The sequence below is a fragment of the Moraxella sp. K1664 genome, from assembly GCF_039693965.1.
Taxonomy (GTDB): domain Bacteria; phylum Pseudomonadota; class Gammaproteobacteria; order Pseudomonadales; family Moraxellaceae; genus Moraxella.
Window position 1 is genome coordinate 132,410 of sequence record NZ_CP155576.1, and the last position, 23,035, is coordinate 155,444.

General features: G+C 43.0%; 19 protein-coding genes, 1 tRNA gene and 1 pseudogene. 3 read left to right on the plus strand and 18 right to left on the minus strand.

Annotated features, from left to right (window positions below):
- Window positions 1–217: 217 nt before the first annotated feature.
- The gene (locus AAHK14_RS00740) at window positions 218–1,264 is read right to left on the minus strand and encodes a mechanosensitive ion channel domain-containing protein (protein ID WP_083108149.1); all 1,047 of its coding nucleotides are present in this window, start codon (window positions 1,262–1,264) and stop codon (window positions 218–220) included.
- A gap of 24 nt (window positions 1,265–1,288) precedes the next feature.
- Window positions 1,289–2,104 (minus strand): energy transducer TonB, encoded by an 816-nt coding sequence (locus AAHK14_RS00745; protein WP_083108165.1) that lies wholly within the window; start codon window positions 2,102–2,104, stop codon window positions 1,289–1,291.
- Window positions 2,105–2,324: 220 nt separating this feature from the next.
- Here AAHK14_RS00745 and AAHK14_RS00750 point away from each other — a divergent pair.
- Window positions 2,325–2,415: transfer RNA gene (locus AAHK14_RS00750), tRNA-Ser, on the plus strand.
- 21 nt (window positions 2,416–2,436) lie between these two features.
- Here the strand turns inward: AAHK14_RS00750 and AAHK14_RS00755 are convergent.
- The 13 genes and pseudogenes from AAHK14_RS00755 to AAHK14_RS00815 all read right to left on the minus strand — a co-directional run bounded on the left by AAHK14_RS00755 (window position 2,437) and on the right by AAHK14_RS00815 (window position 15,631).
- Window positions 2,437–2,766, minus strand: coding sequence for a DUF3817 domain-containing protein (locus AAHK14_RS00755; protein ID WP_143821921.1), 330 nt, complete (start codon window positions 2,764–2,766; stop codon window positions 2,437–2,439).
- A 128-nt stretch (window positions 2,767–2,894) separates the two neighbouring features.
- A complete protein-coding gene (locus AAHK14_RS00760) occupies window positions 2,895–3,263 on the minus strand; it encodes an MliC family protein (RefSeq protein ID WP_065255482.1) in 369 nt (122 codons plus the stop codon).
- Between the two features lie 109 nt (window positions 3,264–3,372).
- The gene (locus AAHK14_RS00765; RefSeq protein ID WP_065255483.1) at window positions 3,373–3,636 is read right to left on the minus strand and encodes an OST-HTH/LOTUS domain-containing protein; all 264 of its coding nucleotides are present in this window, start codon (window positions 3,634–3,636) and stop codon (window positions 3,373–3,375) included.
- A 1-nt stretch (window position 3,637) separates the two neighbouring features.
- Window positions 3,638–4,551, minus strand: a pseudogene (locus AAHK14_RS00770) (NYN domain-containing protein).
- Between the two features lies 1 nt (window position 4,552).
- The gene (gene topA / locus AAHK14_RS00775; protein WP_065255543.1) at window positions 4,553–7,144 is read right to left on the minus strand and encodes a type I DNA topoisomerase; all 2,592 of its coding nucleotides are present in this window, start codon (window positions 7,142–7,144) and stop codon (window positions 4,553–4,555) included.
- A gap of 206 nt (window positions 7,145–7,350) precedes the next feature.
- A complete protein-coding gene (locus AAHK14_RS00780; RefSeq protein WP_065255486.1) occupies window positions 7,351–7,878 on the minus strand; it encodes a hypothetical protein in 528 nt (175 codons plus the stop codon).
- Window positions 7,879–7,902: 24 nt separating this feature from the next.
- Complete coding sequence (locus tag AAHK14_RS00785; protein WP_065255487.1) at window positions 7,903–8,286, minus strand: response regulator; 384 nt, start codon at window positions 8,284–8,286, stop codon at window positions 7,903–7,905.
- A gap of 141 nt (window positions 8,287–8,427) precedes the next feature.
- Window positions 8,428–10,644: an ATP-binding protein gene (locus AAHK14_RS00790; protein WP_065255488.1), complete on the minus strand. Its 2,217-nt coding sequence runs from the start codon at window positions 10,642–10,644 to the stop codon at window positions 8,428–8,430.
- Window positions 10,645–10,653: 9 nt separating this feature from the next.
- The gene (locus tag AAHK14_RS00795) at window positions 10,654–11,646 is read right to left on the minus strand and encodes a galactose ABC transporter substrate-binding protein (RefSeq protein ID WP_194092611.1); all 993 of its coding nucleotides are present in this window, start codon (window positions 11,644–11,646) and stop codon (window positions 10,654–10,656) included.
- Window positions 11,647–11,948: 302 nt separating this feature from the next.
- Window positions 11,949–12,389 carry a roadblock/LC7 domain-containing protein gene (locus AAHK14_RS00800; protein WP_065255489.1) on the minus strand — a complete coding sequence of 147 codons (441 nt, stop codon included), beginning with the start codon at window positions 12,387–12,389 and terminating at the stop codon, window positions 11,949–11,951.
- A 52-nt stretch (window positions 12,390–12,441) separates the two neighbouring features.
- Complete coding sequence (locus AAHK14_RS00805; RefSeq protein WP_065255490.1) at window positions 12,442–12,966, minus strand: ATP/GTP-binding protein; 525 nt, start codon at window positions 12,964–12,966, stop codon at window positions 12,442–12,444.
- A gap of 105 nt (window positions 12,967–13,071) precedes the next feature.
- Window positions 13,072–14,190 carry a hypothetical protein gene (locus AAHK14_RS00810; RefSeq protein ID WP_156065035.1) on the minus strand — a complete coding sequence of 373 codons (1,119 nt, stop codon included), beginning with the start codon at window positions 14,188–14,190 and terminating at the stop codon, window positions 13,072–13,074.
- Between the two features lie 775 nt (window positions 14,191–14,965).
- The gene (locus tag AAHK14_RS00815; RefSeq protein ID WP_194092610.1) at window positions 14,966–15,631 is read right to left on the minus strand and encodes a DUF4230 domain-containing protein; all 666 of its coding nucleotides are present in this window, start codon (window positions 15,629–15,631) and stop codon (window positions 14,966–14,968) included.
- Between the two features lie 323 nt (window positions 15,632–15,954).
- Between AAHK14_RS00815 and AAHK14_RS00820 the strand changes: the two genes are divergently transcribed.
- Both AAHK14_RS00820 and AAHK14_RS00825 read left to right on the plus strand, forming a co-directional pair.
- Window positions 15,955–17,682, plus strand: coding sequence for a proline--tRNA ligase (locus AAHK14_RS00820; RefSeq protein WP_065255544.1), 1,728 nt, complete (start codon window positions 15,955–15,957; stop codon window positions 17,680–17,682).
- Between the two features lie 128 nt (window positions 17,683–17,810).
- Window positions 17,811–19,958, plus strand: a complete 2,148-nt coding sequence (locus AAHK14_RS00825) for a M3 family metallopeptidase (RefSeq protein WP_083141349.1) — start codon at window positions 17,811–17,813, stop codon at window positions 19,956–19,958.
- A gap of 252 nt (window positions 19,959–20,210) precedes the next feature.
- On the opposite strand, the gene queF is transcribed toward AAHK14_RS00825, so the two are convergent.
- From queF to AAHK14_RS00840, 3 genes are all read right to left on the minus strand, one after another.
- Window positions 20,211–21,068, minus strand: coding sequence for an NADPH-dependent 7-cyano-7-deazaguanine reductase QueF (queF, locus tag AAHK14_RS00830; protein ID WP_065255300.1), 858 nt, complete (start codon window positions 21,066–21,068; stop codon window positions 20,211–20,213).
- Between the two features lie 157 nt (window positions 21,069–21,225).
- Window positions 21,226–21,996: an ABC transporter permease gene (locus AAHK14_RS00835; protein ID WP_065255301.1), complete on the minus strand. Its 771-nt coding sequence runs from the start codon at window positions 21,994–21,996 to the stop codon at window positions 21,226–21,228.
- Complete coding sequence (locus tag AAHK14_RS00840) at window positions 21,989–22,969, minus strand: ABC transporter ATP-binding protein (protein WP_065255302.1); 981 nt, start codon at window positions 22,967–22,969, stop codon at window positions 21,989–21,991. The genes AAHK14_RS00835 and AAHK14_RS00840 overlap by 8 nt, the downstream gene beginning before the upstream one ends.
- Window positions 22,970–23,035: the final 66 nt, after the last annotated feature.

The following is a 23,035-nucleotide window of genomic DNA, read 5'->3' on the forward strand; positions in this document are numbered from 1 at the left end:
ATGATAGCCATTGTAGTAGATGGTTGCTTAGATGGTTATTTGGATGAGCCGAGATAATCACTGGACATGAGTGGTGTTACAAGTTATTTTATCACAAATTACAGATGACCCATAGAACACCTGTAATTTGTCTTTATTCTGCTTTATGCTTATTAAATTATGGACTGGGTTTGTGTGATTGATGAACAAACCAAATAAAAGTGGATTGTTTTGTTGTTTATTTCATCTTGACTTCATGGCTATCAATACCTTTGGCGGTCATCAACATGTCATCAAGCCCATCGATTTGCAATGTGCGAATGGGAAAAGGAATGTTGATATTCTCCTCATCAAAGACATATTTGATGCGTTCTAGCAGGTCGCATTGCACCGCCCACCAGTCGTTATTATTTGTCCATACATACATGATAAGATTCACCGAACTGTCAGCAAGTTCCGTTACACGCACGATGGGTTCGGGGTCTTTTAATACCAATTCATGCTCATCTGCAACTTGTATCATAAGATGGCGTGCGGTCTTGATGTCACTGTCATAACCGATACCAACAGGCACTTCCACACGGCGGTTGGGCAGAGATGAATAGTTGATACTTGCTGATGTCATGATGTCGCCATTAGGGATGATGACTTCATGGTTGTTGGGCGTGCGTATGCGAGTATTTACCAGTGTAATCTCCTGCACCGTGCCTGTCTGCCCGCCCACTTCCACATAGTCGCCACGACGAAACGGATGAAACACCACAATTAACACGCCTGCCGCTAGGTTGGACACCTGGTCTTTTAAGGACACACCGATGGCAACTGTCATGGCACCAAGTACCGCCACAAAGGATGTGGTGCTAATACCAAGCTGGTTTAGGGATGCCAAGATGACCGCTGCCAGCATGACTCCATAAAGCAAATTGCCCAAAAAGCTAACCGCCGTGCCGTCCATCGAGCTACGCACCATGGCACGTTTGGCAAGATTAACAATGCGTTTGCCAATCCACTTGCCTACATAAAAGATAATAATGGCAAGCACGGCTTTGATGGCAAATTCAGCAGAGTTGGCGATAAGTGTGCGAGTATCCACCGTAATACCGAGCAATTCTAGGGTATAATCACTGGCGGTCTCTACGGTTTTGGTCGTACCCGTAACAACCTCTCGGGTAGTCTCCGCCACCATCTCGCCTGTTTTTGATGCGGTGCTTTCTAGGCGTTCGGCGGACTGTTCGGCACTATTTTTCAGTTCGTCAAGAATCGGATCGGGGGTTTGTTTTGTCATAATTTAGAGTTTATCAAAATTGTGTTAATTGGTTACTTCAATTTTATCACTATATCGCCATGTACGAATGATTCTAATCTCGCTAAGCTTACCCATCTCTTCATCAAAATGACCATAAGGAGCAGATTGACGAACCGATTGCTTGGCAGCTTCGTCTAATATGGCAGAACCTGACGATTCAAGCAGACGAATCGCTTTGACATAACCATCGGGTGAGATAATCACCATCAAACGAACATCGCCCATGATATTATTGCGACGTGCTTCATTAGGATAATATCGATTGGCGATACGCTCAACATGGCGACGAAAATTTTCCAAATATCCTGCCGCAACCCCATGTGTGGTTGCATTGCTATTAACCGTGTGAATGTTGGATTTGGATGAAAAAACTTGCTGTTTTTGAGACAGTTGAGCTTCAAGTGTACGAATTTTTTTACGAATACGTTCTTCTTGGGACTCCAAATCGTTTTGATTTTTTTTGGTATTGTTGTCATTTTGGTTGTTTACATAGCGGACAGACAGTGTGGTACGTAGATAATTTTCTTGGTAGGCCTCTTGACGGCTTTGTTTTTGCAGGTTAATAATGTCTTGGGTCTCCTCCATGTCATCACTGACATCAGGACTGATCATGGTTGTTTCTTGGCGTAACTGCTGACGCACCTCTCCGCCACCCTCTTGACTGGCATTTGCCACAAAACGTGCTTCTTTGTTTTTCTCTTTATTATCACTTAAAACCGTCGCCACTTCTTGTGCCATCTCATTGGGCAACACATCTGCATTAAAACTCACCCCAAAAATCACAAAGACATGTACCGCCACTGCAATAACGGTCGCCATGGGAATGTCTGGATTTTTATCTTGTAGAATATGGCTTAGAAAATCAGGCAAGCTAGGCACAGGTTTTCTCTTAAATCAAAATGGTTGATATTCTATCTTAATTTGATAAAATTAACAAGTTGGCGATGGGCATTTTTTCATCTTAAATTCTTAAATCTTGTCCAATAACGAATAAAAAAGATGACAAAACTAAAAAATCCTGTTATAATTGTTAGGTATTGGTGACGTGGCTGAGCGGTTGAAAGCGCACGCCTGGAAAGTGTGTATACGTTAATAGCGTATCGAGAGTTCGAATCTCTCCGTCACCGCCATATTGTAAGCCCTGAATCTCATCAGGGCTTTTTACTCATCTGTGTCGCATCTAGCAGTTTGGCATCTGCCAGTTCTAGCTTATGAATGTATCTTTCAAACCAAAATGGAACAAATGGCAAAACAGAAGCCACAAGTCCGATGACAAAAACTTTTAATGACCAGCCCTTTACCTGACACGCCAAAAGTAGCAGCACAATAAACAACACAAACATCACCCCATGGAACATGCCTGCATATAATACCAAAAATGGCTTGCCCATCATGTACTTTAAAGGCATGGCAATCCCCAAAAGCAGGATGAAGGATACCCCCTCCAAAAAACTCACCAAACGCAATAACTTTGTCATGATTTTTCCTGATTTAAAAAGCGTTATTCATCAATAATAAAATAAAACAAATGATAAAACAAAACAAATGATAAAACAAAACACCGAACGAGCGGTGTTTTGTGTTGGTATCTTACAACTTAGGGCGTGCCTTATTGTGCAGTACAGCTTACCTCAGCTGTGCCGTGTACGCCTGGATAACTAAATATTGCCATGTCGCCTTTTTCATGCCATTCGCCACCATGACCGAAGATGCCAGTATTTGAGACGTAACGTGAGCCTGACCCTCTCGTTGCAGCATTTAGAGTAGTGGTCGCACCTTGCAAGGTCAGTTCAACTTGGTTGTCATTGGGATAGTATAAAGATGGGGTCATGCCGTTCTCACACGAGAAAACCTTGGAAAATGGTTGATAATCTGGCAAAACAACCGCTGATGTGGCAGTTTGGTTAAGTGTTTTGGCGTTGTTACAGCCTGTTAGTGCAAGAGCAACAGCCGTTAGTACTAATGCAAGTTTTTTCATGACAGCTCCTTAGAAGCGTGGTTAAAATAAAAAAGAAAATTAAAAATTAAAAATTAATTCAACCATTGTACGCAAAAATTGGATAAAATACAAGGTAATATTGTTGCAATTATTTCTCTTTTATTGATAGCAGTTTAATTTGTGTTTTATCTGTATCTAATTCAAAATATTTACTGTCGATGGCTTTGATAATTTCTTGAATATTTTGATAGCCAAAAATTCTAGGATTCAAATCTGGGTTTCTTTTAGCAATCTCAATTGCTAAAAGATTGATAGAAGTCCACTCATTTAAACCACGATAATCTATTATCACATCATGAACGATTTTTAGCACCTTGGCGAAACTGGGTTTTTTCCTTAAATCTCTTTCCAAACTAAAAATAAACCCTTGTAAGTATTAGGGTTGAAGTTTTTAAAAATCTACAAAAATCAGGGTTTGGAAAGAAGTCTCTTACAAATTTTTGTGAACCTTCTAGTTTTATCTCAAACAAATCTAATGCCTGCAATAATCCTGATAGTTTGGCACGCCTATAAGTTCTTGTATCAAAATCAGGCTTAATGGTTGCCAAGTGATTGCCTAGCGTAGATAAATTTGCCCAACCATCATCATCCGCAACATCTTTGATGGATTTATAAATAAGTTGCAAAGTTGGCTCGTCTACCTCAACTTGTTGATTAGGCATGGTTGTTGGTTTTTGATTAATATCACTAGACGATTGTTTAGTGCTGTCTTTTGGCGGTGTATTTGCGTTGTCTGCTGTTTTATTTTTTTCATCAGTAGTGATGAATTTTCCTTATTATCAAGTATTTCATTGGTATCATTTTCCACATAGTTTTGAGTTAGATTTTCTATATAAATAAATTTGTCGCACGCATTGATAAAAGCACTTGGTGTTTGGGTTTTGCCAAATCCATAAACCGTCAAGCCACTTTCACGAATACGACTGGCAAGCGGAGTAAAATCGCTGTCGCTTGATATAATACAAAAGCCATCTAATTGATTGCCATACAGCAAATCCATGGCATTGATGATCAGCATCATGTCCGTGGCATCTTTGCCTTTGGTGTAGGCAAACTGCTGAATGGGTGTAATGGCATGCGATAGCGAAACATCACGCCAAACGTGTAGGCGATTGGTTGGCTTGCCGTTTTCATTAATCTCGCTACTCCAATCGCCATAGACACGCTTGACGATTGGCACGCCATATTTGGCAATCTCTTGTAGTACAAGCCCTATGGTCTTGTGAGATGTATTATCTGCATCAATGAGTACCGCCAACTTTTTCATATCACTCACTCACCCAAGCCCCATCTCTCCACACCAACGCAAACTTGGTCGCCTTACCGTCCTTTTCTGAGCCAACATATTGCTCGGCATTTTTGCGAGACCATCTTAAAATAGTCGGATTGCCGTCATTGTCAGCTGTGGGGGCGGATAGTAGATAGTGGAATTTGGGATCAAGCTCGCCTTGTATGGCTTGCAATTCTGCCACTTTGGGCGGACGAGTTTCACGGATTTTGGGGAACTTGCTCGCTGCCAAAAACAGCCCAGCCGCTCCTTCTCGCAAGATATAATGGTCATCAAACCGTACTGAACGTAAATGTGGCATTAAAATGGGCGTCATGCGTGGCGGTGCAGGTTGTCCGTCTTTTTGGACTTTACGGGTGTTGTCGCATTTTTGGCAAGCAAAATACGCCCCAAATCGCCCCGTTTTTAGCTCCATTTGCCCATCGCATTTGTCGCAGTCAATGGTTGGTGCGTCATTGCCTTTGTGGGTTTCAAACACGCCTTTTTCTAGCAAATACCCATCGCAATCGGGGTTATTACCACAAACATGCAACTTTAATCCCCCATCCACGATATAGCCGTCCATTGCCGTGTGGCATTTTGGGCAACGCTTTTTTTCTAATAACGACAAAATCTCGTCCGACTCATCGTCTGCCGTCTGATTGGCAAAGGCTTCTACCGCCATGAGATTTTTTGTGCCTTTACAGCGTTCTTTTGGCGGTAAGTTATAGCCTGTACAGCCCAAAAACACGCCCGTACCGCCTGTACGAATCTGCATGGGGCGACCGCACAAATCGCAATGCACATCAGGGACATCGGTGGGGTCGTTGGGTTTCATGCCGTCTTTGGCTTTGGCGGTTTCTAATTTGCCCTTAAAATCGCCATAAAATTCATCCAGCACCGCCTTATAATCCACATCGCCCTCTGCCACATGGTCAAGTTTGTTTTCCAAATTGGCGGTAAAAGTGTAATCCATTAAATCAGGGAAACTGCCTGTCAAGCGGTCGGTTACAATGTCGCCCATTTTTTCGGCAAATAGGCGTTTGTTTTCGGTGCGGACATAGCCACGCTCTTGAATGGTGGAGATGATAGACGCATAGGTAGACGGTCGCCCAATGCCACGTTTTTCAAGCTCTTTGACAAGGCTGGCTTCGGTATAGCGAGCTGGCGGTTTGGTAAAGTGCTGGCTTGGGATAATCTCGTTTACCCCCAAACTCTCACCCACTTTGACATCAGGCAGTAGCACGTCATCGCTTTTGGCAGGGGGCTGGGCTTTGGTGTAGCCGTCAAAGGTCATGACACGCCCTTTTGCCTTTAATTCCACATTGCCAGACGACACGGTCAAGGTCATGGATAGGTACTGGGCAGGGGGCATTTGACACGCCACAAACTGTCGCCAAATCAGCTCATAAAGCCTTTGGGCATCTCGCTCCATGTCTTTTAGATGAGCGGACAAGACTGCCACATCAGACGGACGAATGGCTTCGTGGGCTTCTTGGGCGTTTTGTTTGTTGCCATAGACGTTGGGCGATTTTGGCAAATATTGACTGCCGTAATTGGTTTCAATGTACGTTCGTACACTTGATAAAGCGTCCGCACTCAAAAACGTGCTGTCGGTACGCATATAAGTGATATAGCCTGCTTCGTACAGGCGTTGGGCGAGCATCATCGTTTTTTTGACGTTAAAGCCAAGGCGTGTGCTTGCCGACTGCTGTAAGGTGGACGTGATAAAGGGAGCGGACGGCTTGGACTGGGTGGGCTTTTGCTCACGGTCGGACACGATAAAGGGGTTATTATTTAAAATATCAACCACCGCCATAGCTTCTTTCTCATTGGCAAGGCTTAACTCTTTGCCATTTTGGCGGACGGCTTCTAGATAAATGTTTTCTTTTGAACTGCTTAATGTATCGGCATGAATTTGCCAATATTCGGTGGGCGTAAAGGCACGAATCTCACGCTCTTTTTCTACGACAAGGCGAGTGGCAACCGACTGCACACGCCCTGCCGACAAGCCACGAGCGACCTTTGCCCACAGTAGGGGCGACACCATAAAACCAACCACACGGTCAAGAAAACGGCGTGCTTGCTGGGCGTTTACACGGTTGTAATTTAAGCTACTGGGGTGCTTAAAGGCTTCGGTAATGGCGGATTTGGTAATCTCGTTAAACACCACACGGCTGTATTTGCTGTCCGCTCCGCCGATGACTTCCTTTAAATGCCACGCAATCGCCTCCCCCTCACGGTCTAAGTCCGTTGCCAGATAAATGGTGTCCGCCTCTTTGGCAAGGGCTTTTAACTCTTTGATGACTTTGGTTTTGTTGGGCAAAATCTCATAATGAGCCTGCCAGCCGTTCTCAGGATTGACCCCCATACGGCGAACCAGAGCGTTATACGCCTTTTGTTCACGAGACAGTCCCGACTCGTCCGCTTTTTCGGCTTTGCCCGTCCCTGACACAGGCAAATCACGCACATGACCCACGCTAGACCGCACGATATAGCCCGAGCCTAGATATTTGTTAATGGTTTTGGCTTTGGCAGGGGATTCCACGATAACTAGGGCTTTGCCTTTGCCTGACACGGGGGTGTCCGCCATGTCGTCCTTGGTGGTTTTGGTCGTTTTTTTGGCGGGTGCTTTTGTGGCTTTGACGGTATTTTTGGTGCGTGTGCTGGGTTTTTTGGGAAGTGCCATGAGTTGCCTATTTGTCTTATAATGTTAAAATGTTCACTTTATAAGGGGGCTTTGGCATTTTGTCAATAGTTTGGTAAAATATTTTAACAATTTTATATACAAGTGGTCGCTTAGTGGGACGATTTTGGGGTATTGATATTTTGCACGCTTTGCAAAAAAGTTTTGAGTGCGAGCAAATCCTGCTCCATGATTGCCATCGCTTGCTCGTCTTTGATGGCAAAACTTTTGGCGTATTTTTCATCGTACCAGTAAATGGTTATGCTATTGGCTTTGGTGGTCAGTCCTTGGATATAGGACAGTAGTGGCTCGGGGGGCATGCCCACACTGACAGGCACACCATCTTCGTTTTGCCAGTCACCCCCTGTCCACAGCAGGCGTTTGGCAGGCAACTGCCAGCTGTCATCGATGACGGTGTACTGGGCTATCATGCCGTGATTGCCTATCTGTTTATCTTGCCTGCTCTCTTTGTACTGCCTTAGCCAATCAGGCGTGGCAACCAGTTTGGGGTGCAAGTCTATCTTGCGAGCAAACATTCGCATGTCGCCCACTCGCACTTCACTCATCTTTGGCTTTAAGCCCATGATGTTGCCAAGCACAAACAGCACGGCAACGATGACGACAATGACCCCAATACTCACAACTGGCTACTTATTTCTTTTTACTCATTTCTTAGCTTTGGCACTAAGCTCAATCAAGCGTTGCATGCCCGCAATCAGCTCTTCGTCATTAAACGGCTTGTAGATAAAGCCCCTTGCCCCGATTTGCAAGGCTTGTAGTGCTGTCATGCGGTCAGAGAGTGCCGAGACGACCAAAATACTCACGCCCGTTCCTTTGCCCACGATACGCTTGATGCATTCAAGCCCATCCATCTGTGGCATGGTCAAATCCATGGTGATAAAATCAGGACGAAATTCATCAAATTTTAACACCGCATCCACACCGTTATTGGCAGTCGCCACAATCTCAATGTCACTGCCTGCAAAACAACGCTCAATGCGGTTACGAATAATATTAGAATCATCAACAATCATCAGACGATAAGCCATCATGTACTCCAAAAATCAATAGATTAAAAAATCAACAATATCACGCCCTTGTGGCGTGTTTTTATAAAAAATCAATCCACAACTCACCGACCGATGAGTTGTGGCTATGGGGCGTATCAAAAGTGTAACACGCCAACTGGGTTATAGTGCATCAAAGTTAATGATGATTTTCGTGTTCAGTCCCGGCTGACTCTCCACGTTAATCTTACCATTGACTTCTTTGACCCACTCACGCACGATGTCCATGCCCACACCACGCCCACTGTCTTCATCCACACCATTGGCGGTTGAGACACCAGAGCGGAACATGAGAGCATATAGACGGCTGTCGGGCAGGCTTGATGCTTGTTCGGCACTCATGAGATTCATCTCAACGGCTTTTTGACGCAGTTTTTGCAAATCCACGCCTGCCCCATCGTCAATCATACTCATGCGTAGCTGATTGCCGTATTTTAGGAGCATTAACGTGATTTTACCCACGTCACTTTTGCCTGCCTGTACACGCACATCAGGGGTCTCAATGCCATGCACGATGGCATTTTTGAGCAGTTGAATGCCCACATCTTGGCAGAATTTTTTGAGCTTTTCGGTCATGTGAATGTCTTCAAAGCCTGTTAAGTTTACCTTAACTTTCTTGCCTTGACGTTCGGCGATTTGGTCGGCATAGTCGCTAAAATATTCATGGAGTCGCTCACGCTCGCTCGATGAAAAAGGCTTGGCGACATCTTCTTGTACGACCACATCATTGCTTGTAGTCACAGGCTCTGGGGCAATCTCTTTGGCAACGCTACTGATGCGTTGTAGTAATTTCTCTACAAATTGGTTCAAATCCAAAATTTCATTTAGGATGACCGTAAAGCCCAAAAAGTCCTGACCCGATACCGTTGATTGGTTACGGATAAACGCCAGATTTTCTTCGCCTTGCTCGGCAAGACGCACAAAGCTACCCATCTTAATGGCAGATGCTTCGCCTTTTAGGCTGTGCATTTTTCTAAACAGGGCTTGGGCTTTATTGTGTAGCTGACCTTCAACTCTTAGAATCTCGTTCATCTCGCTCACACGCTCATAGGTGTTGTTGATAAACTGATTTAGCACGTTGATGTCCACGTTTAGAATATGCCCGATCATCTCAATCTGACGGTCGTGCTGAGCTTTTTCACTCTCCAAAGTTTTTTCAAGCAATACAGAATCGGTTACATCAACGACACTCACAAAGATTTCTTCGACTTCGTCGTTTTCGCTCTCTTGAACACGCAAGAAGCTAAACGACAGGTATTTGACCACCGTATCGCCCTGCTCGTTCGTGACGTTTACTTTGATTTGTCGCAGTGGATTCAAATCCCCAATCAAATCCGACACCACCCAAGGGTTGTAGAGCTGTTCAACAAACAACTTGGCCGCTTCAACATCATCACGCCCCACCATGCCTTGTAACAAGTCGGTCAATGTGATGCCAGCGATGTCCTTACGCCCCAAGATGACTTCTAGATTCTTAGAGTGAGCATCCGAGATGACAAAGTTTTTATCAATCAAGAACAGACCTTCTTGTACCGTACCTAGAATATTGGTTGTTTGACGTTGAGCTATCGCAAGTTTCTCATCCGCTTGCAACAACTGACGAAGCGAACCAAATATGATAGCCAAGAATAGCAAAAATGCAAGAGAGATGCCACCAATCTGTACCATTTTAAGTTGATTGGCACTATTTTGAATCAAGCCATTTCGATAGCTGGTAAAGTCAGCTGTCTCCGCTTGTAGTGCACTGCTATACAACCGAGTATAATCCACCAAATAATCACTGGTTTGCTTTGCAATAACACCATTTTTTGATTCCTTAGCAAAACTATCTAGTAAACCCAAATATGGCGTCCAAATTACCTCAATATCCGTCAAAACTTTTTGCAAATAAGCAGAATCTATTGCCTTGACTGTCACTTCTTGACCTAAGGCATCTGTAACTGTACCTCCTGATTTTAATGCTGTCAAAACCTGAGTAAATTCTTGGGTCTCTGCTTTTAATGCATCAAGCTGATAAATGGCTGTTTGTGACAACAACTCAACAGGAATATTATCTTGAACCACAGATAATTGTTGGTCTTGTTGGGCAACACTTTGTGCTTGTGCGGTTTGCAAATGCAGATTTAAATCCAACAAGTTTCTAGCCAAACGTTGAACCAAAACCGTTTGTTGGGCAGAAAGCTCCAATTCTTTTGTCGCATCTGCAATTCTTTGTGACATAAAGAAGGTATAACCCGACAAAATGATGACAAGTGCAAAAAAAGCCACTGACAGCAAAACCAAGGATCGATACTTGGCAACACCTAATTTTTGAGACGCTAATATGGTATCTTGAGACATGATTTCCTCCTACTGAACTTCTTGGTAAGGCACTTGGATTACCCTATATTCCATGCGATAATCAATGCCATTTAAAGGACTCACATCTGCTGCTAGATTCGATGCCAACCGTAATGCCACCTTTGCCTGATTTGTTGCGTCATTGAGCACGGTTGCTGTCATGCGATCCGCCTTAATAGCATCCAAAGCCTCGCTTGTTGCATCAATGCCAAAAATAGGTAGATTTATCTGCCTTTCTGACAAGGCTCCAGAAGCCCCCAATGCCATAGCATCATTATTTGCCAATATTATCTCCACACGCCCAAAAGCAGGACTTAACGCCCACCGAGAAACGGTTTCCTTAGCTATTTCTTTGTTAAACATGGCGTGTTCATGAAACACAGATTCAACTGGAATGCCTAGTTCGGGATAACTTTCCATGGTGCTGATTGCCCACTTGGTGCGAGCCTGAGCTCCTGCATGCCCAACCAAACCCTCCAACATAGCAAACTGAATCTTGCCATCTTTATTTTTATCCCAATCAGGATTTTCTTTCCACAACTCAAGTACTTTCAATCCTTGCAAAACACCTGCCTGCGTGGCATCACCATCCACAAAGTAGGCATTCTGGCATTTGGCAAGTGCCTTATCCCCTGGATTGCGGTTAAAGAAAACCAATGCCACTTGATTACAATACTTGCCAATAATAGCTCCGCCTTGATTGACATCAGCCAAATTTATCACTAACGCTTTTGCACCTTGACTAATCATTTCTTCAATCTGCTGATTTTGCACATCTTGATTGTCATTGGCGTTATTCAAAAATGCTGTCACTGAAGGCTGGTTTTTTACCTCTACTTCATAAGCCTCATAAAAAGCTTTAAAGAAAGAGTTTTGAGTATTGCTGATTGTCAGACCCACGGTTGATTGCGGATAATTGCTCATCTGCACCTGATTCATTGAATTTGAGCAAGCCCCCAACAAGACTGCACTTACTAGTAACCACAAATAAGTTAACTTCATTACAAACACCTTTACAATCTAATAAAGAAAAAATCATACTAATCTAAAAACATATTAAGGGGTATTGAACTTTTGTATTTGCAATGAAAAATGAGAAAATCGCACGTTTTTCAAGGAAGAATACAGATTGATAGTCATTCCATCAATCAAGTTTTTGATAATGAAAAACAAGATTTAGCCATTTCTATTCTATGCAAAAACATTATTTATTTCTACAATATTTCTAAATTTTAAATTGCGTTATAAATGTTCAACGTGCCTTAATAAATCAACTGCTTATATAAACTTGGGAACGAGATATATTATTTACCGTGATATTGACCATCGAGCTCTACCAAGCGAGCAGTTGTCTTATTCATGGCGTGCATGATTTGCCCGAGCAGAACCTGCTGTTTGGTAACCACAATCAAAATCATGGGCTGATTGACATTTGGCACCGCACTAATCATAATTTTGCCATTTTCAGCATCCAAAATCACCGAACGACACCCAGTCAGCTGAGCCTCGGCAGTTAAGGCTTGTACCAGTGCCAAGATGGATGAACCGACTGCTGAGAGTTTATTGCCATCATAGTTTTTTTGAAAGATAGATGATACTTCAAAACCATCGGTCGATGCCAGTAATACACCATCTACGCCTGTGGTAGAATGCACCAACTCATGAAGCACTTCTTTTGAAAGTGCCACAAATTGCTCAGCAGGCTTGACACGATTAGAATCCAATTTAAAAGGACTAAGGCTCATCGATTTTCTCCTAATTTTTTATTTATAAATAAAGTGGGAATACCCAAATACATCAAGACTGTTCTAGGCTAGCGATGATACTCTCAACGAGCAACAAGACATCTTCACGTTTACGCATGTCCACAGGGAATAGTGGTAAGTTACGCCCAATGCTCGCTAGATAATCACGATAAATGGAGAATTCACGCTCGGGCATTTTGTCCACTTGACTGATACCCAGCACGATACGACCATCATAAATGCCATCAAAGGTCTTTAAATAGTGTGCTAAATCCGCCACAGGATCAGGCGCCGAATGATCAATCAAAATCACCACGCCCAAAGCACCTTGGGATAGGATGGGCCAGATGAAGTTAAAACGCTCCTGCCCCGGGGTGCCGTACAGACCGATGCTTGCCCCGCCATCAATGGTCAGCTCGCCATAGTCCATGCCGACTGTAGTCAAAAGCTTGGCGTTGGTATCAAGGTCGGTATTCATGACCTCGGTTGAGACCACAGGAATGTCAGAGAGACTAGAGATGGCTTGGGTCTTACCTGCACCCATAGGGCCACTAAATACGATTTTAAGACGTTGCATAAGTGCTACCTAAATAACTATATTAAATATAAATAACATGAAAATGTAAATAATGATAAATTTATTGTATGATAAAAATACAAACATTGCAATTAGGACATGTCATCACAACCCCAGTTTACGACGCAGACGTGACAAGAAACCGATTTTCTCTTGTTGTTCGGCGGTTTTTGGCTCAGGTCTTGGTTCAGGCTCGCTCACAGGTGTAGGAGCTGTGACTGTCACTGGTGCCACGGTCGATGTCTGCATGATGGTCGCATTCACGTTTTGGTAGTTATCATCCATCAAATGCTGAGAAAGCAGTAGCGAGACAATCACTTTTTGGACGATAGGACGACCTAGTCCCGTGCGTGCCACAATCTCATCTACCGTGCGTGCTGTATCTTCTAAGGCAACCATTGTCCGCAAGATAATGCGTCTGTCGGCATTATTATCAGGCTTTGCCCATGAACGAAGCTGATAGCGGGCATTGCCATCGATGAGTGGTAATAACATCTCAGCATTCGCCCATGCCATCTGATACAGCCACTGATTCATGTCTATGGCTTGCTTAGGCTCGCCTGCCACACCGCCATACACACGCAGTCGCCATGTCGTCATGTCTGCCACTTTGGCACTTTTTAGCCATACCAGCTGGCGCACCCCATCAATAACAGCCAACACCTCTCCATCTTGGGTCAGCTCAAACAGCGATTTGGGGCGAGCGTGCAACGTCTTAATCAAGTCTATCATGTCATCTAACTTTGATGTGGTAGACTGTGGCGATTGTGCTGTGTAAGCAGTTTGGGCTGACTGGCTGGTTTGATTCTCCTGATTGGTTTGGGTGCTTGTTTTGTCAGGCTTACCAGACGTGCTTGATTTTTGATAAGGCAGACCCTTTAATACATCCACTTTTTCATGAAGCCAGTCATTTAAGGCATTGATTTGTTTTAGGGGTAATACCAGTGAGTCGCCAACGATACCACCATCACCTGTCAGGTTGCGACTGACGTATAAGATGGGTGTGCGTGGGTGCAATTCTATTAGTTTTTGTACGCTGGCAGAATGTTTAAAATCTTGATTGATGACATATAAATCCACATCATCAACCTGAGCAGATACCCAATCCAAATCCACATCCAAGCGTAATAAAACACGCAGATAACCCTTAAAAGTAATTTGGTCGGCAGGGCTGATACCAACCATGGCAATACGCATCGTATTTTTGCTATCAGTACTCGTCATGATTTACTCTCAACCAAAGCAATTGCTTGGAGATTATTAGTCTAAATTGCCTAACGCCATTGTCCTGATATTTTTTGATAAAGAAAATATCTGCTTAATTTTATAAGTAACCCGATACACCATAAATCAATATTTGATTTATGTTTTTCTTTTATCCCAATATCACATTTAATTAATACGACCATTGGTGATAATTGTTGATTTTAAATAAAATTTTAAAAATTCGGTCAGAAAATTTTAAAATTTAATAAAATACCATTATCTAATATCATGTTAAAAAATTTGGTATGGCAGTTAGAATGAGTGCTTTATTTTTTATTTAAAATGATGTCGCTTCATGATACAAATGAGAGTAATTATCGATAAGTTATAAAATTTATCAAAAATTCGTTATCGCTATTGATTAGCATTTGATAAAAAATTAATTTTAATCAATAAATTACCAAAATCAGGCACATTTAACGGCTATTTTGACATGATATCACGCCAAAACATTAATTTTAAATAATAACAGAGATAAAACAGCAAATTTAGGTTGTTAATTTGCTGATTATATTTTATAACATAATTTGGTTTACGGCTATACCAAACAGTAAAAATATTTTACCATTGAGCAATATTTTTATACCCATAAAAATATTATGGGTATAAATTAAGTATGTTTTGTGTATTATTTGGGCAAATTGATGATTTTATGGACACATTTATCCATTTTATCAATTTGATGAAATGTTATTATTTAACATTTTAAATGTCATGCATTAATAACATTTATTTAAATTCGACACGCCCCCACATCGCCATTGACCACCACAGTCGCCCCTGTCAAGGCAAATAAGCCCTTGATTTGTTCGGTGGCGTTATCGGTGGCAAGGGTCATGATGTCGCCTTGGCACGCTTTTTTTAGTACTTCGGCTTTGGCGGATGTTTGGGCTTGATTTAAAATCTCAGGGTCGTTATCCACCACGCCAAACAGCCCTGTTTTCCAGTCATAGACCTGTATGTCATCAAGGAACACCTCAAACACCTGCGATGGCGGGAGTATTACCGTGATGTTGGCGTGTGGGGCGACTTTTGGGTCGGTCTGGGGGTCAAAGGTAACTTGCACGTTGTCCGCCGTGATTTTACCCAAATCCACGCCTGCCAAAACCCGCCCACGAGCAACAAACAGCCCCTTTTGTTCGTCCTGCCATAGCTTGTACCAATTGCCTTCTTTTTGGGCAGTGATGACCGTGTCCACGCCAAAAGCAACGGTATTTAGGCGAGCCATTTTTTGGATTTCGGTAACAACACCGTCTCGGCTAATGGCGGATACGGCAGGCTCTTCGGTCAATTTTAACGTCCAAAAAACTGCCAAAAATGCAATCATTGCCATGACCGCCACGATACAAAATAGGGTGAATTTATTGGCTTTTTTGGATTTTGGGGTTGATATGCTCATGTGTCTCCTTAAGATTGGATGGAGTAAAATGAAAGAGAAAGATTGATAAGTTGGATCATCATAGCACTTTATGGGAATAAATTTTTAAAATTTTTATAAAAAGACTTGCACAGTTACCAAAGTTTACTTTAATATAATACGTTTTTACTAAATTTAAGATTTGGGATTGTTTAACCAAGAGATATTGTAAAAAATTTGGATGCGTAAGAGCAATGTATTCGCTCAAAAAATCAATGCGTTTACAGGGCAAATGTGATTTACCCCTACAAATCTGCCCAAAGCATGACAATCCACAATACCAAACACCAATCAGCGAGAATTTTATGAAAGCCAGTCAATTCACCCTAGCCACCCTTCGCAACACCCCAAGCGATGCCGACATCATCTCTGCCCAGCTTATGATAAAAGCAGGACTCATTCGCAAACTTGCCTCAGGCTTGTATGTGTGGATGCCAACAGGCTTGCGTGTGCTAAAACGAGTGGAAAAAATCGTCCGTGAAGAGATGGAACGCATCAGTGCCCAAGAGCTACTTATGCCCGTCACCCAACCTGGCGAACTGTGGCAAGAGAGTGGGCGTTGGGAAGATTATGGGGCGGAGCTACTTCGCTTTAAAGACCGCCATAGCCGTGATTTTGTGCTAGGACCTACCCACGAAGAAGTCATCACCGACATCGCTCGTGGCGAATTAAAAAGCTACAAACAGCTCCCTGCCACTTATTATCAAATCCAAACCAAATTCCGTGATGAGATTCGCCCACGTTTTGGGGTGATGAGAGCAAGGGAATTTACCATGAAAGACGCCTATTCTTTTCATATTGATAAAGACAGCCTTGCCAAGACTTATCAAGACTTTTATGAAGCCTACACTCGCATTTTTACCCGTTTGGGGCTTGATTTTAGGGCGGTGCAAGCGGACACGGGGTCTATTGGCGGATTTGCCAGTCATGAATTTCACGTCCTAGCCGACAGCGGAGAAGACGACATCGCATTTAGCACCGAGTCGGATTATTCAGCCAACGTAGAGCTTGCCGAAGCCGTCTGCACCGCCACACGCCAGTCCCCAAGTGAGCCACGCACGGACGTAGATACGCCAAATATGCCCACTTGTGAAGAAGTGGCAGAGCATTTGGGCATTGAGCTATCACGCACGGTAAAAACGCTCATCGTCAAAGGCTCGTATTCAGAAGACACGCCCGATATGCCAAAACTTGTCGCCCTTGTCCTGCGTGGCGACCACACCCTAAACGAGCTAAAAGCGGAGAAGTTGCCCCAAATCAAAGCACCGCTAGAAATGGCAAGCGAAGATGAGATGAAAGAAGCAGGTCTCATCAAAGGCTATATCAGCGTGGACTTGGCAAAATATGGCATACCTGTCATCGCTGATAGAAGTGCGTCCGTCATGGCGGATTTTGTGAGTGGGGCAAATGTGGCAGACAAACACACCACAGGCATGAACTGGGAGCGTGATGCAGTCTATGCAGACGTTGCCGACATTCGCAACGTGGTGGACGGCGACCCAAGCCCTGACGGCAAAGGCGTGCTACAAATCAAGCGTGGCATTGAAGTCGGACACATCTTTCAGCTTGGCGATAAATACTCGCACGCCCTAAACTGTGCCGTCCTTGGTAAAGAAGGCAAGCCTGTTACGCTCATGATGGGCTGTTATGGCATTGGCGTGAGCCGTATCATCTCGGCAAGCCTAGAACAAAACCACGATGATAAGGGCATTTTGTGGGCGGACACGCCAGACCCTGCCGACAACATCGCCCCATTCTATGTGGCGGTCGTCCCCATGAAATCCAAAGACGGCTCGGCAGAAGCCAAAGCAGACGAGCTGTACAACACCCTAAAAGACAAAGGCGTAAACGTCCTATTAGACGACAGAGACGAGCGGGCGGGCGTGAAATTTGCCGATTTGGAGCTTATTGGTATCCCACACCGCATTGTCGTGTCCGAGCGTAACCTTGCTGAGGGCAAATACGAATACGCCAAGCGTGGGTGTGATGATAAGGAGCTGTTGGGGCTTGATGAAGTGCTTGCGAAGTTTTGATTTTTTGCTTTAACTTTTAAAAAGACAAGCCGTGTGGTTTGTCTTTTTTTCATTCATGTTTATCCATAACAGCTCTTGATTTTTTAAATCACTTTGCGTAAGATAAAGTTTTTTTATCAGGAGACATCATGGAACGCCGTCAATTTTTACAACTTAGCTTAGGAACCGCTCTTGCCATGAGCCTACCCAAATTTGGCATGGCACACCCCCTACCCTTAGATTTGCCCACCACTTTACAAGACAATCCCCTACTACACTTTGACGGCTTGCCCAACTTTGGGGCGGTTGAGATTTCGCACATCACGCCTGCCATTGACTTTTTATTAAAACACAACAAAGACGTGGTCAAGCGTGTCTGTGCCCAAAAAAGTATCACATGGGACAACTTCTACGCCCCGATAGAAGATGCCCAAAACAAACTAGACCGTGTGTGGGGCGTGGTCGCTCATCTGCATTCGGTCAAAAACTCAGATGCCCTGCGAGCGGTATATCAGGACATCACCAAAAGCACAAGCGACTATGAGTCGTGGTTTGGTATGTATCGCCCTTTATATGAAGGCTTTAAAAAACTTGCCAAAAGCGATGAGTTCAAAACCTACACCCAAGCCCAACAAAAAGCGATAAACGATGCCTTGCTGGATTTTAAACTATCAGGCGTGGCATTGACAGGCGACAAAGCCAAACGCTATACCCAAGTGGTTGCTCGCTTGTCCGAACTATCTACCCAATTTAGCAACAACGTACTAGATGCCGACATGGGCTGGGAGCTTGTCATTGACGACAAAGCCAAACTATCAGGACTTAGCGACATCGCCCTACAAAAAGCAGAACAATCCGCCAAATCCAAAGACAAAACGGGCTACCGTTTTGGACTAGACGTGCCAAGCTATCTGGCAATCACCACCTATGCTGATGACAGAGAGCTACGCAAGCAAATGTACGAAGCCTATCGCACTCGTGCATCCGACAAAGGTCAAAATGCAGGCAAATGGGACAACACCCCCATCATCAACGAACTTATTGATTTGCGGTTGGAGCTTGCCCAGCTACTTGGCTACAAAAACTACGCCCAATATGTGCTTGCCAAACGCATGGCAAAAGACACCGATGAAGTATTGGGCTTTTTAAAAGATTTGCTTGCCAAAACTCGCCCCACCGCCAAAAAACAAATGCAGGACTTACAAAAATACGGACGTGATATTGGTGTATTGGGTCAAGATGATAAGATTGAGCCGTGGGATTTTGCTTATTTGTCTGAAAAACAAAAGCAAGCACTTTATAACATTGACAAAGAAGCCCTGCGGGTGTATTTCCCTGTGGATAAAGTGTTAAACGGCATGTTTGAAGTAACTCGCCGTCTGTTTGGCGTGGACGTGCGTGAAAAAACAGGCGTGTCCTTGCCCCACCCCGACACTCGCTTTTTTGAGCTGTATCAAGACGGCAAACACATCGCATCATTTTATCTGGATTTATTTGCTCGTGAAAACAAGCGTGGCGGTGCGTGGCATAGCACAGCGATTGGGCATTTTAAAAAATCCACTGGCGACACCCAAAAACCTGTCTCCATGCTCGTGTGCAACTTTGGCGGAGCAACCAGCGACAAACCTGCCTTGCTACTACATAGCGAAGTAGAAACGCTGTTTCATGAGTTTGGGCATGGCTTACATCACATGCTCACACAGGTGGACGTGCTTGCCCTGTCGGGTACTCGTGTGCCAAGAGATGCCGTGGAGTTCCCAAGCCAAATGCTAGAAAACTGGACATGGGATAAAGACGTGCTTGCCCTTATCTCGGCTCATTATGAGACAGGCGAACCTATTCCTATGGACATGGTTCAAAAAATGCAAACCGCCAAAAACTACCTATCGGCGACTTCTATCGTCCGTCAGTTAGAGTACGCCCTATTTGATTTTCGTTTGCACGTTGAGCATAAGCAAGGCGACAAAAAAACACTTTCTCGTCTGCGTGATGACATCCGCCAAAACGTCTCGGTACTCGGTGAACCTGACTGGGTGCGGATGGCTCACAGTTTTAACCATATTTTTTCAGGCGGTTATTCGGCAGGGTATTATAGCTATCTGTGGTCGGAAGTGCTGGCAAGCGATGCCTTTACTCGCTTTGACAAAGAAGGACTGCTTAAACGACAAACAGGGCAAGATTTTGTCAATGCCATTTTATCCCAAGGCGGTGCGGATGAGCCGATGAAGCTGTTTGAGCAGTTTATGGGTCGCAAACCCCAAAACGATGCTCTGTTAAAGGCTCGTGGGATTGGTTGATTAGGGCATGCCTACCCTTTATAACACTATTTGCAATTCAGAAATATTTTAGAGATAAATTAACCGTTTTTGCATGAAAAATGGCTAAATCTTGTTTTTCTTCGTCAAAAACTTGCTTGATAGAATAACTATCAAGCAAGTTTTTTCCTTGAAAAACGTGCGATTTTTCTCATTTTTCATTGCAAATACAAAAGATAGGCACACCCTAATAAATAAACCCTGTCATTACAGGGTTTATTTTTTACTTTTATTTTATTGACGAATAAGCCGTCTAATCCGCCCCTTATCCGCATTAAATACCCGTACAGGGTTAATGTCAATCCCACCACGTCTTGTATAATTCGCCAACACTTTTAAAGAGGTCGGCTTAAAATACATCATCATATCGGCAAATATCCGCTCCACGCATTGCTCATGAAAGCCGTTATGCTGTCTAAATGACAAAATGTATTTTAAAAATTCGCCAAAATCCAATGCGTATTCGCTTGTCATCTCAATTTGCACCGTCCCCCAGTCAGGCTGATTGGTAACAGGGCAATTTGAACGTAAAAGATTGCTATAAAATTGATAGGCTTTTAATTCGCCTTTTTTGGCATTTTTTAAAAACTTGCTATCAATATCATCGCTTAAAATGACTTCATCAGATAAATGATTTAATACATCATCAATACAAATGCCAATAGGTTTTACGATAGCTAATTCATCGCTATTTAAATCAATAATCTCAACGTCCACATTCGCACCAACACAAGCGGATAAATCTTTTTGTAGCGTGATTTTTAATTCATCAATACTGCTAAATTTAGTAAAGTTTAGGCTATTCAGATAGAGCTTTAATGATTTGGATTCTACGATATTTGGCGAATTGGCAGGAATGGCAAAACGAGCCATTGCCACTTGTGAAATACCAATCGGATTTAGCCATGACAATTCAAAGGCTTGCCAAATATCCACGCCTTTTTTAAATTCGTCATGGTAATTATTAAAATCAAATCCCACGTCTTTTAAAATCTCATCTCGTCCGATTTGCCGAGAAATGGGATATAAAATAGTGGGGTCATAAGTTTTTGAATAGGTGGTGCTTTCGCCCAGTACGCCGTGAATGCTCATATTTTACCTTTTTTATTTGATTTATATTAGACTTCCTGCAAAACCCCAAATTAAGGAAAACCGTTCGTGGTGAGCCTGTCGAACCATGACGGTTTTCCGCCACCCTTCGACAAGCTCAGGGCGAACGGAAAACTAGTTTTACAGGAAGTTTATTAAACTAAGAAAGCCGAATTCTTTTACCGTCTTTTAATATTTTATATGCCACGCCATAAAACACCGCACAAAATACCAAAATCGCCAATAACGAATAACCGACATTCACATCAGAATGCCCCAATATGCCATAACGAAAGGCATTGACCATATAAACAATGGGATTTAGTAGGGATAAATTTTGCCAAAATGGCGATAAGTTTTCTAAGGAATAAAACACCCCACCCAAATAAGTCAAAGGCGTTAAAATAAAACTTGGCACAATAGAAATATCATCAAACGAGCGAGCAAATACCGCATTGATAAATCCGCCCAATGAAAATAATACGGACGTGCCAATAATGGTAATCAGCATGATTGGCAAACTGCTAATCGTTAATTTAGTAAAAAATAACGCCACAATACTCACAATCAAGGCAATGGCAAGCCCACGAAATACGCCACCGCCCACATAGCCCAATAATATGGCGTGCTTGGATATGGGAGAGACGAGCATTTCATCAATACTGCCATGAAATTTGGTGCTAAAAAATGATGATACGACATTAGAATAACTGTTGGTAATGACCGACATCATAATGAGACCTGGCACGATAAACTGCATATAGCTCACCCCGCCCATTTCTCCGACACGAGAGCCAATCATTTGCCCGAATATCACAAAATACAGCGTCATGGTAATAACAGGCGGTAATAAGGTTTGGGGCCAAATACGAACAATGCGTTTGATTTCTTTAAATAATAGGGTATTAAAAGCGGTTAATTGATTATTCATAATTTTCCCCATTATTTAATTTATTCTCACCTTTCATCTTGCCTTTATGAAAATGGCTATCCACCACACCCATAAATAATTCTTCTAGGCGGTTGGCTTTATTTCTCATGCTGACAATTTGGATATTTAGATGATTTAATTGGGTAAATACATCATTTAAATGTTGGGTTTTATTTAATGTGATTTCTAAGGTTTTATTATCCACTAAATGAATATGGCTGATATTATTAAGAGCTGGTGCATTTTTTAATTCATCTTTTAAATCAAAGACAAAGGTTTCTAAGGATAACTGCGTAAGCAATGATTTCATCTCAGTGTTAATTAAAATCTCGCCATGATTTAATATGGCGATATATTTACATAACTGTTCGGCTTCTTCTAAATAATGGGTCGTCAAAATAATACTTGTGCCTTCGTCTTTATTGATACGCTCCATAAAATCCCACATAGAACGGCGTAATTCAATATCCACCCCTGCGGTCGGCTCGTCTAATATCAAAAGCCTAGGGCGGTGCATTAAGGCACGGGCAATCATCAGACGGCGTTTCATACCGCCAGAGAGCGAACGAGCCTTGGTATCTTTCTTATCCCACAGTCCCAATTCTTTTAATAAAAATTCGGCTCGTGGCAGAGCGTCTTTCTTTTTTATGCCATAATAACCCGCTTGAATGATAAGAATATCCAAGCATTTTTCAAATTGGTTAAAGTTAAATTCTTGGGGGACAACGCCCAAATGAGATTTGGCAAGGCTTGGATTTTTGTGTAAATCCACACCAAAAATCTCCACCGTGCCGTCTGTTTGGGGAAATAAGGAGCTGATGATACCAATCATCGTGGATTTACCCGCCCCATTTGCCCCAAGCAAGGCAAAAAATTTGCCCTGTGGCACGGTCAAATCCACGCCTTTTAGGGCGGTAAAGCCATTGGGGTAGGTTTTTTTAAGGTTGGTTATTTTTAAGGCTGGTGTGGTCATGATTTGATTTTTTAAAAATTTTATAATTAAATTAGGACAAATAACAAAAAGACAAATTCACTTTTT

What these genes read in the sequence shown, in the direction of transcription:
- AAHK14_RS00785 (WP_065255487.1), bottom strand. Translation starts at nt 8,286, where the DNA reads ATGGCTTATCGTCTGATGATTGTTGATGATTCTAATATTATTCGTAAC.
- AAHK14_RS00825 (WP_083141349.1), top strand. Translation starts at nt 17,811, where the DNA reads ATGGAACGCCGTCAATTTTTACAACTTAGCTTAGGAACCGCTCTTGCC.
- AAHK14_RS00740 (WP_083108149.1), bottom strand. Translation starts at nt 1,264, where the DNA reads ATGACAAAACAAACCCCCGATCCGATTCTTGACGAACTGAAAAATAGT.
- AAHK14_RS00745 (WP_083108165.1), bottom strand. Translation starts at nt 2,104, where the DNA reads ATGGCGACCGTTATTGCAGTGGCGGTACATGTCTTTGTGATTTTTGGG.
- AAHK14_RS00820 (WP_065255544.1), top strand. Translation starts at nt 15,955, where the DNA reads ATGAAAGCCAGTCAATTCACCCTAGCCACCCTTCGCAACACCCCAAGC.
- AAHK14_RS00840 (WP_065255302.1), bottom strand. Translation starts at nt 22,969, where the DNA reads ATGACCACACCAGCCTTAAAAATAACCAACCTTAAAAAAACCTACCCC.
- AAHK14_RS00800 (WP_065255489.1), bottom strand. Translation starts at nt 12,389, where the DNA reads ATGAGCCTTAGTCCTTTTAAATTGGATTCTAATCGTGTCAAGCCTGCT.
- queF (WP_065255300.1), bottom strand. Translation starts at nt 21,068, where the DNA reads ATGAGCATTCACGGCGTACTGGGCGAAAGCACCACCTATTCAAAAACT.
- AAHK14_RS00805 (WP_065255490.1), bottom strand. Translation starts at nt 12,966, where the DNA reads ATGCAACGTCTTAAAATCGTATTTAGTGGCCCTATGGGTGCAGGTAAG.
- AAHK14_RS00810 (WP_156065035.1), bottom strand. Translation starts at nt 14,190, where the DNA reads ATGACGAGTACTGATAGCAAAAATACGATGCGTATTGCCATGGTTGGT.
- AAHK14_RS00815 (WP_194092610.1), bottom strand. Translation starts at nt 15,631, where the DNA reads ATGAGCATATCAACCCCAAAATCCAAAAAAGCCAATAAATTCACCCTA.
- AAHK14_RS00835 (WP_065255301.1), bottom strand. Translation starts at nt 21,996, where the DNA reads ATGAATAATCAATTAACCGCTTTTAATACCCTATTATTTAAAGAAATC.
- AAHK14_RS00760 (WP_065255482.1), bottom strand. Translation starts at nt 3,263, where the DNA reads ATGAAAAAACTTGCATTAGTACTAACGGCTGTTGCTCTTGCACTAACA.
- AAHK14_RS00790 (WP_065255488.1), bottom strand. Translation starts at nt 10,644, where the DNA reads ATGTCTCAAGATACCATATTAGCGTCTCAAAAATTAGGTGTTGCCAAG.
- AAHK14_RS00795 (WP_194092611.1), bottom strand. Translation starts at nt 11,646, where the DNA reads ATGAAGTTAACTTATTTGTGGTTACTAGTAAGTGCAGTCTTGTTGGGG.
- topA (WP_065255543.1), bottom strand. Translation starts at nt 7,144, where the DNA reads ATGGCGGACACCCCCGTGTCAGGCAAAGGCAAAGCCCTAGTTATCGTG.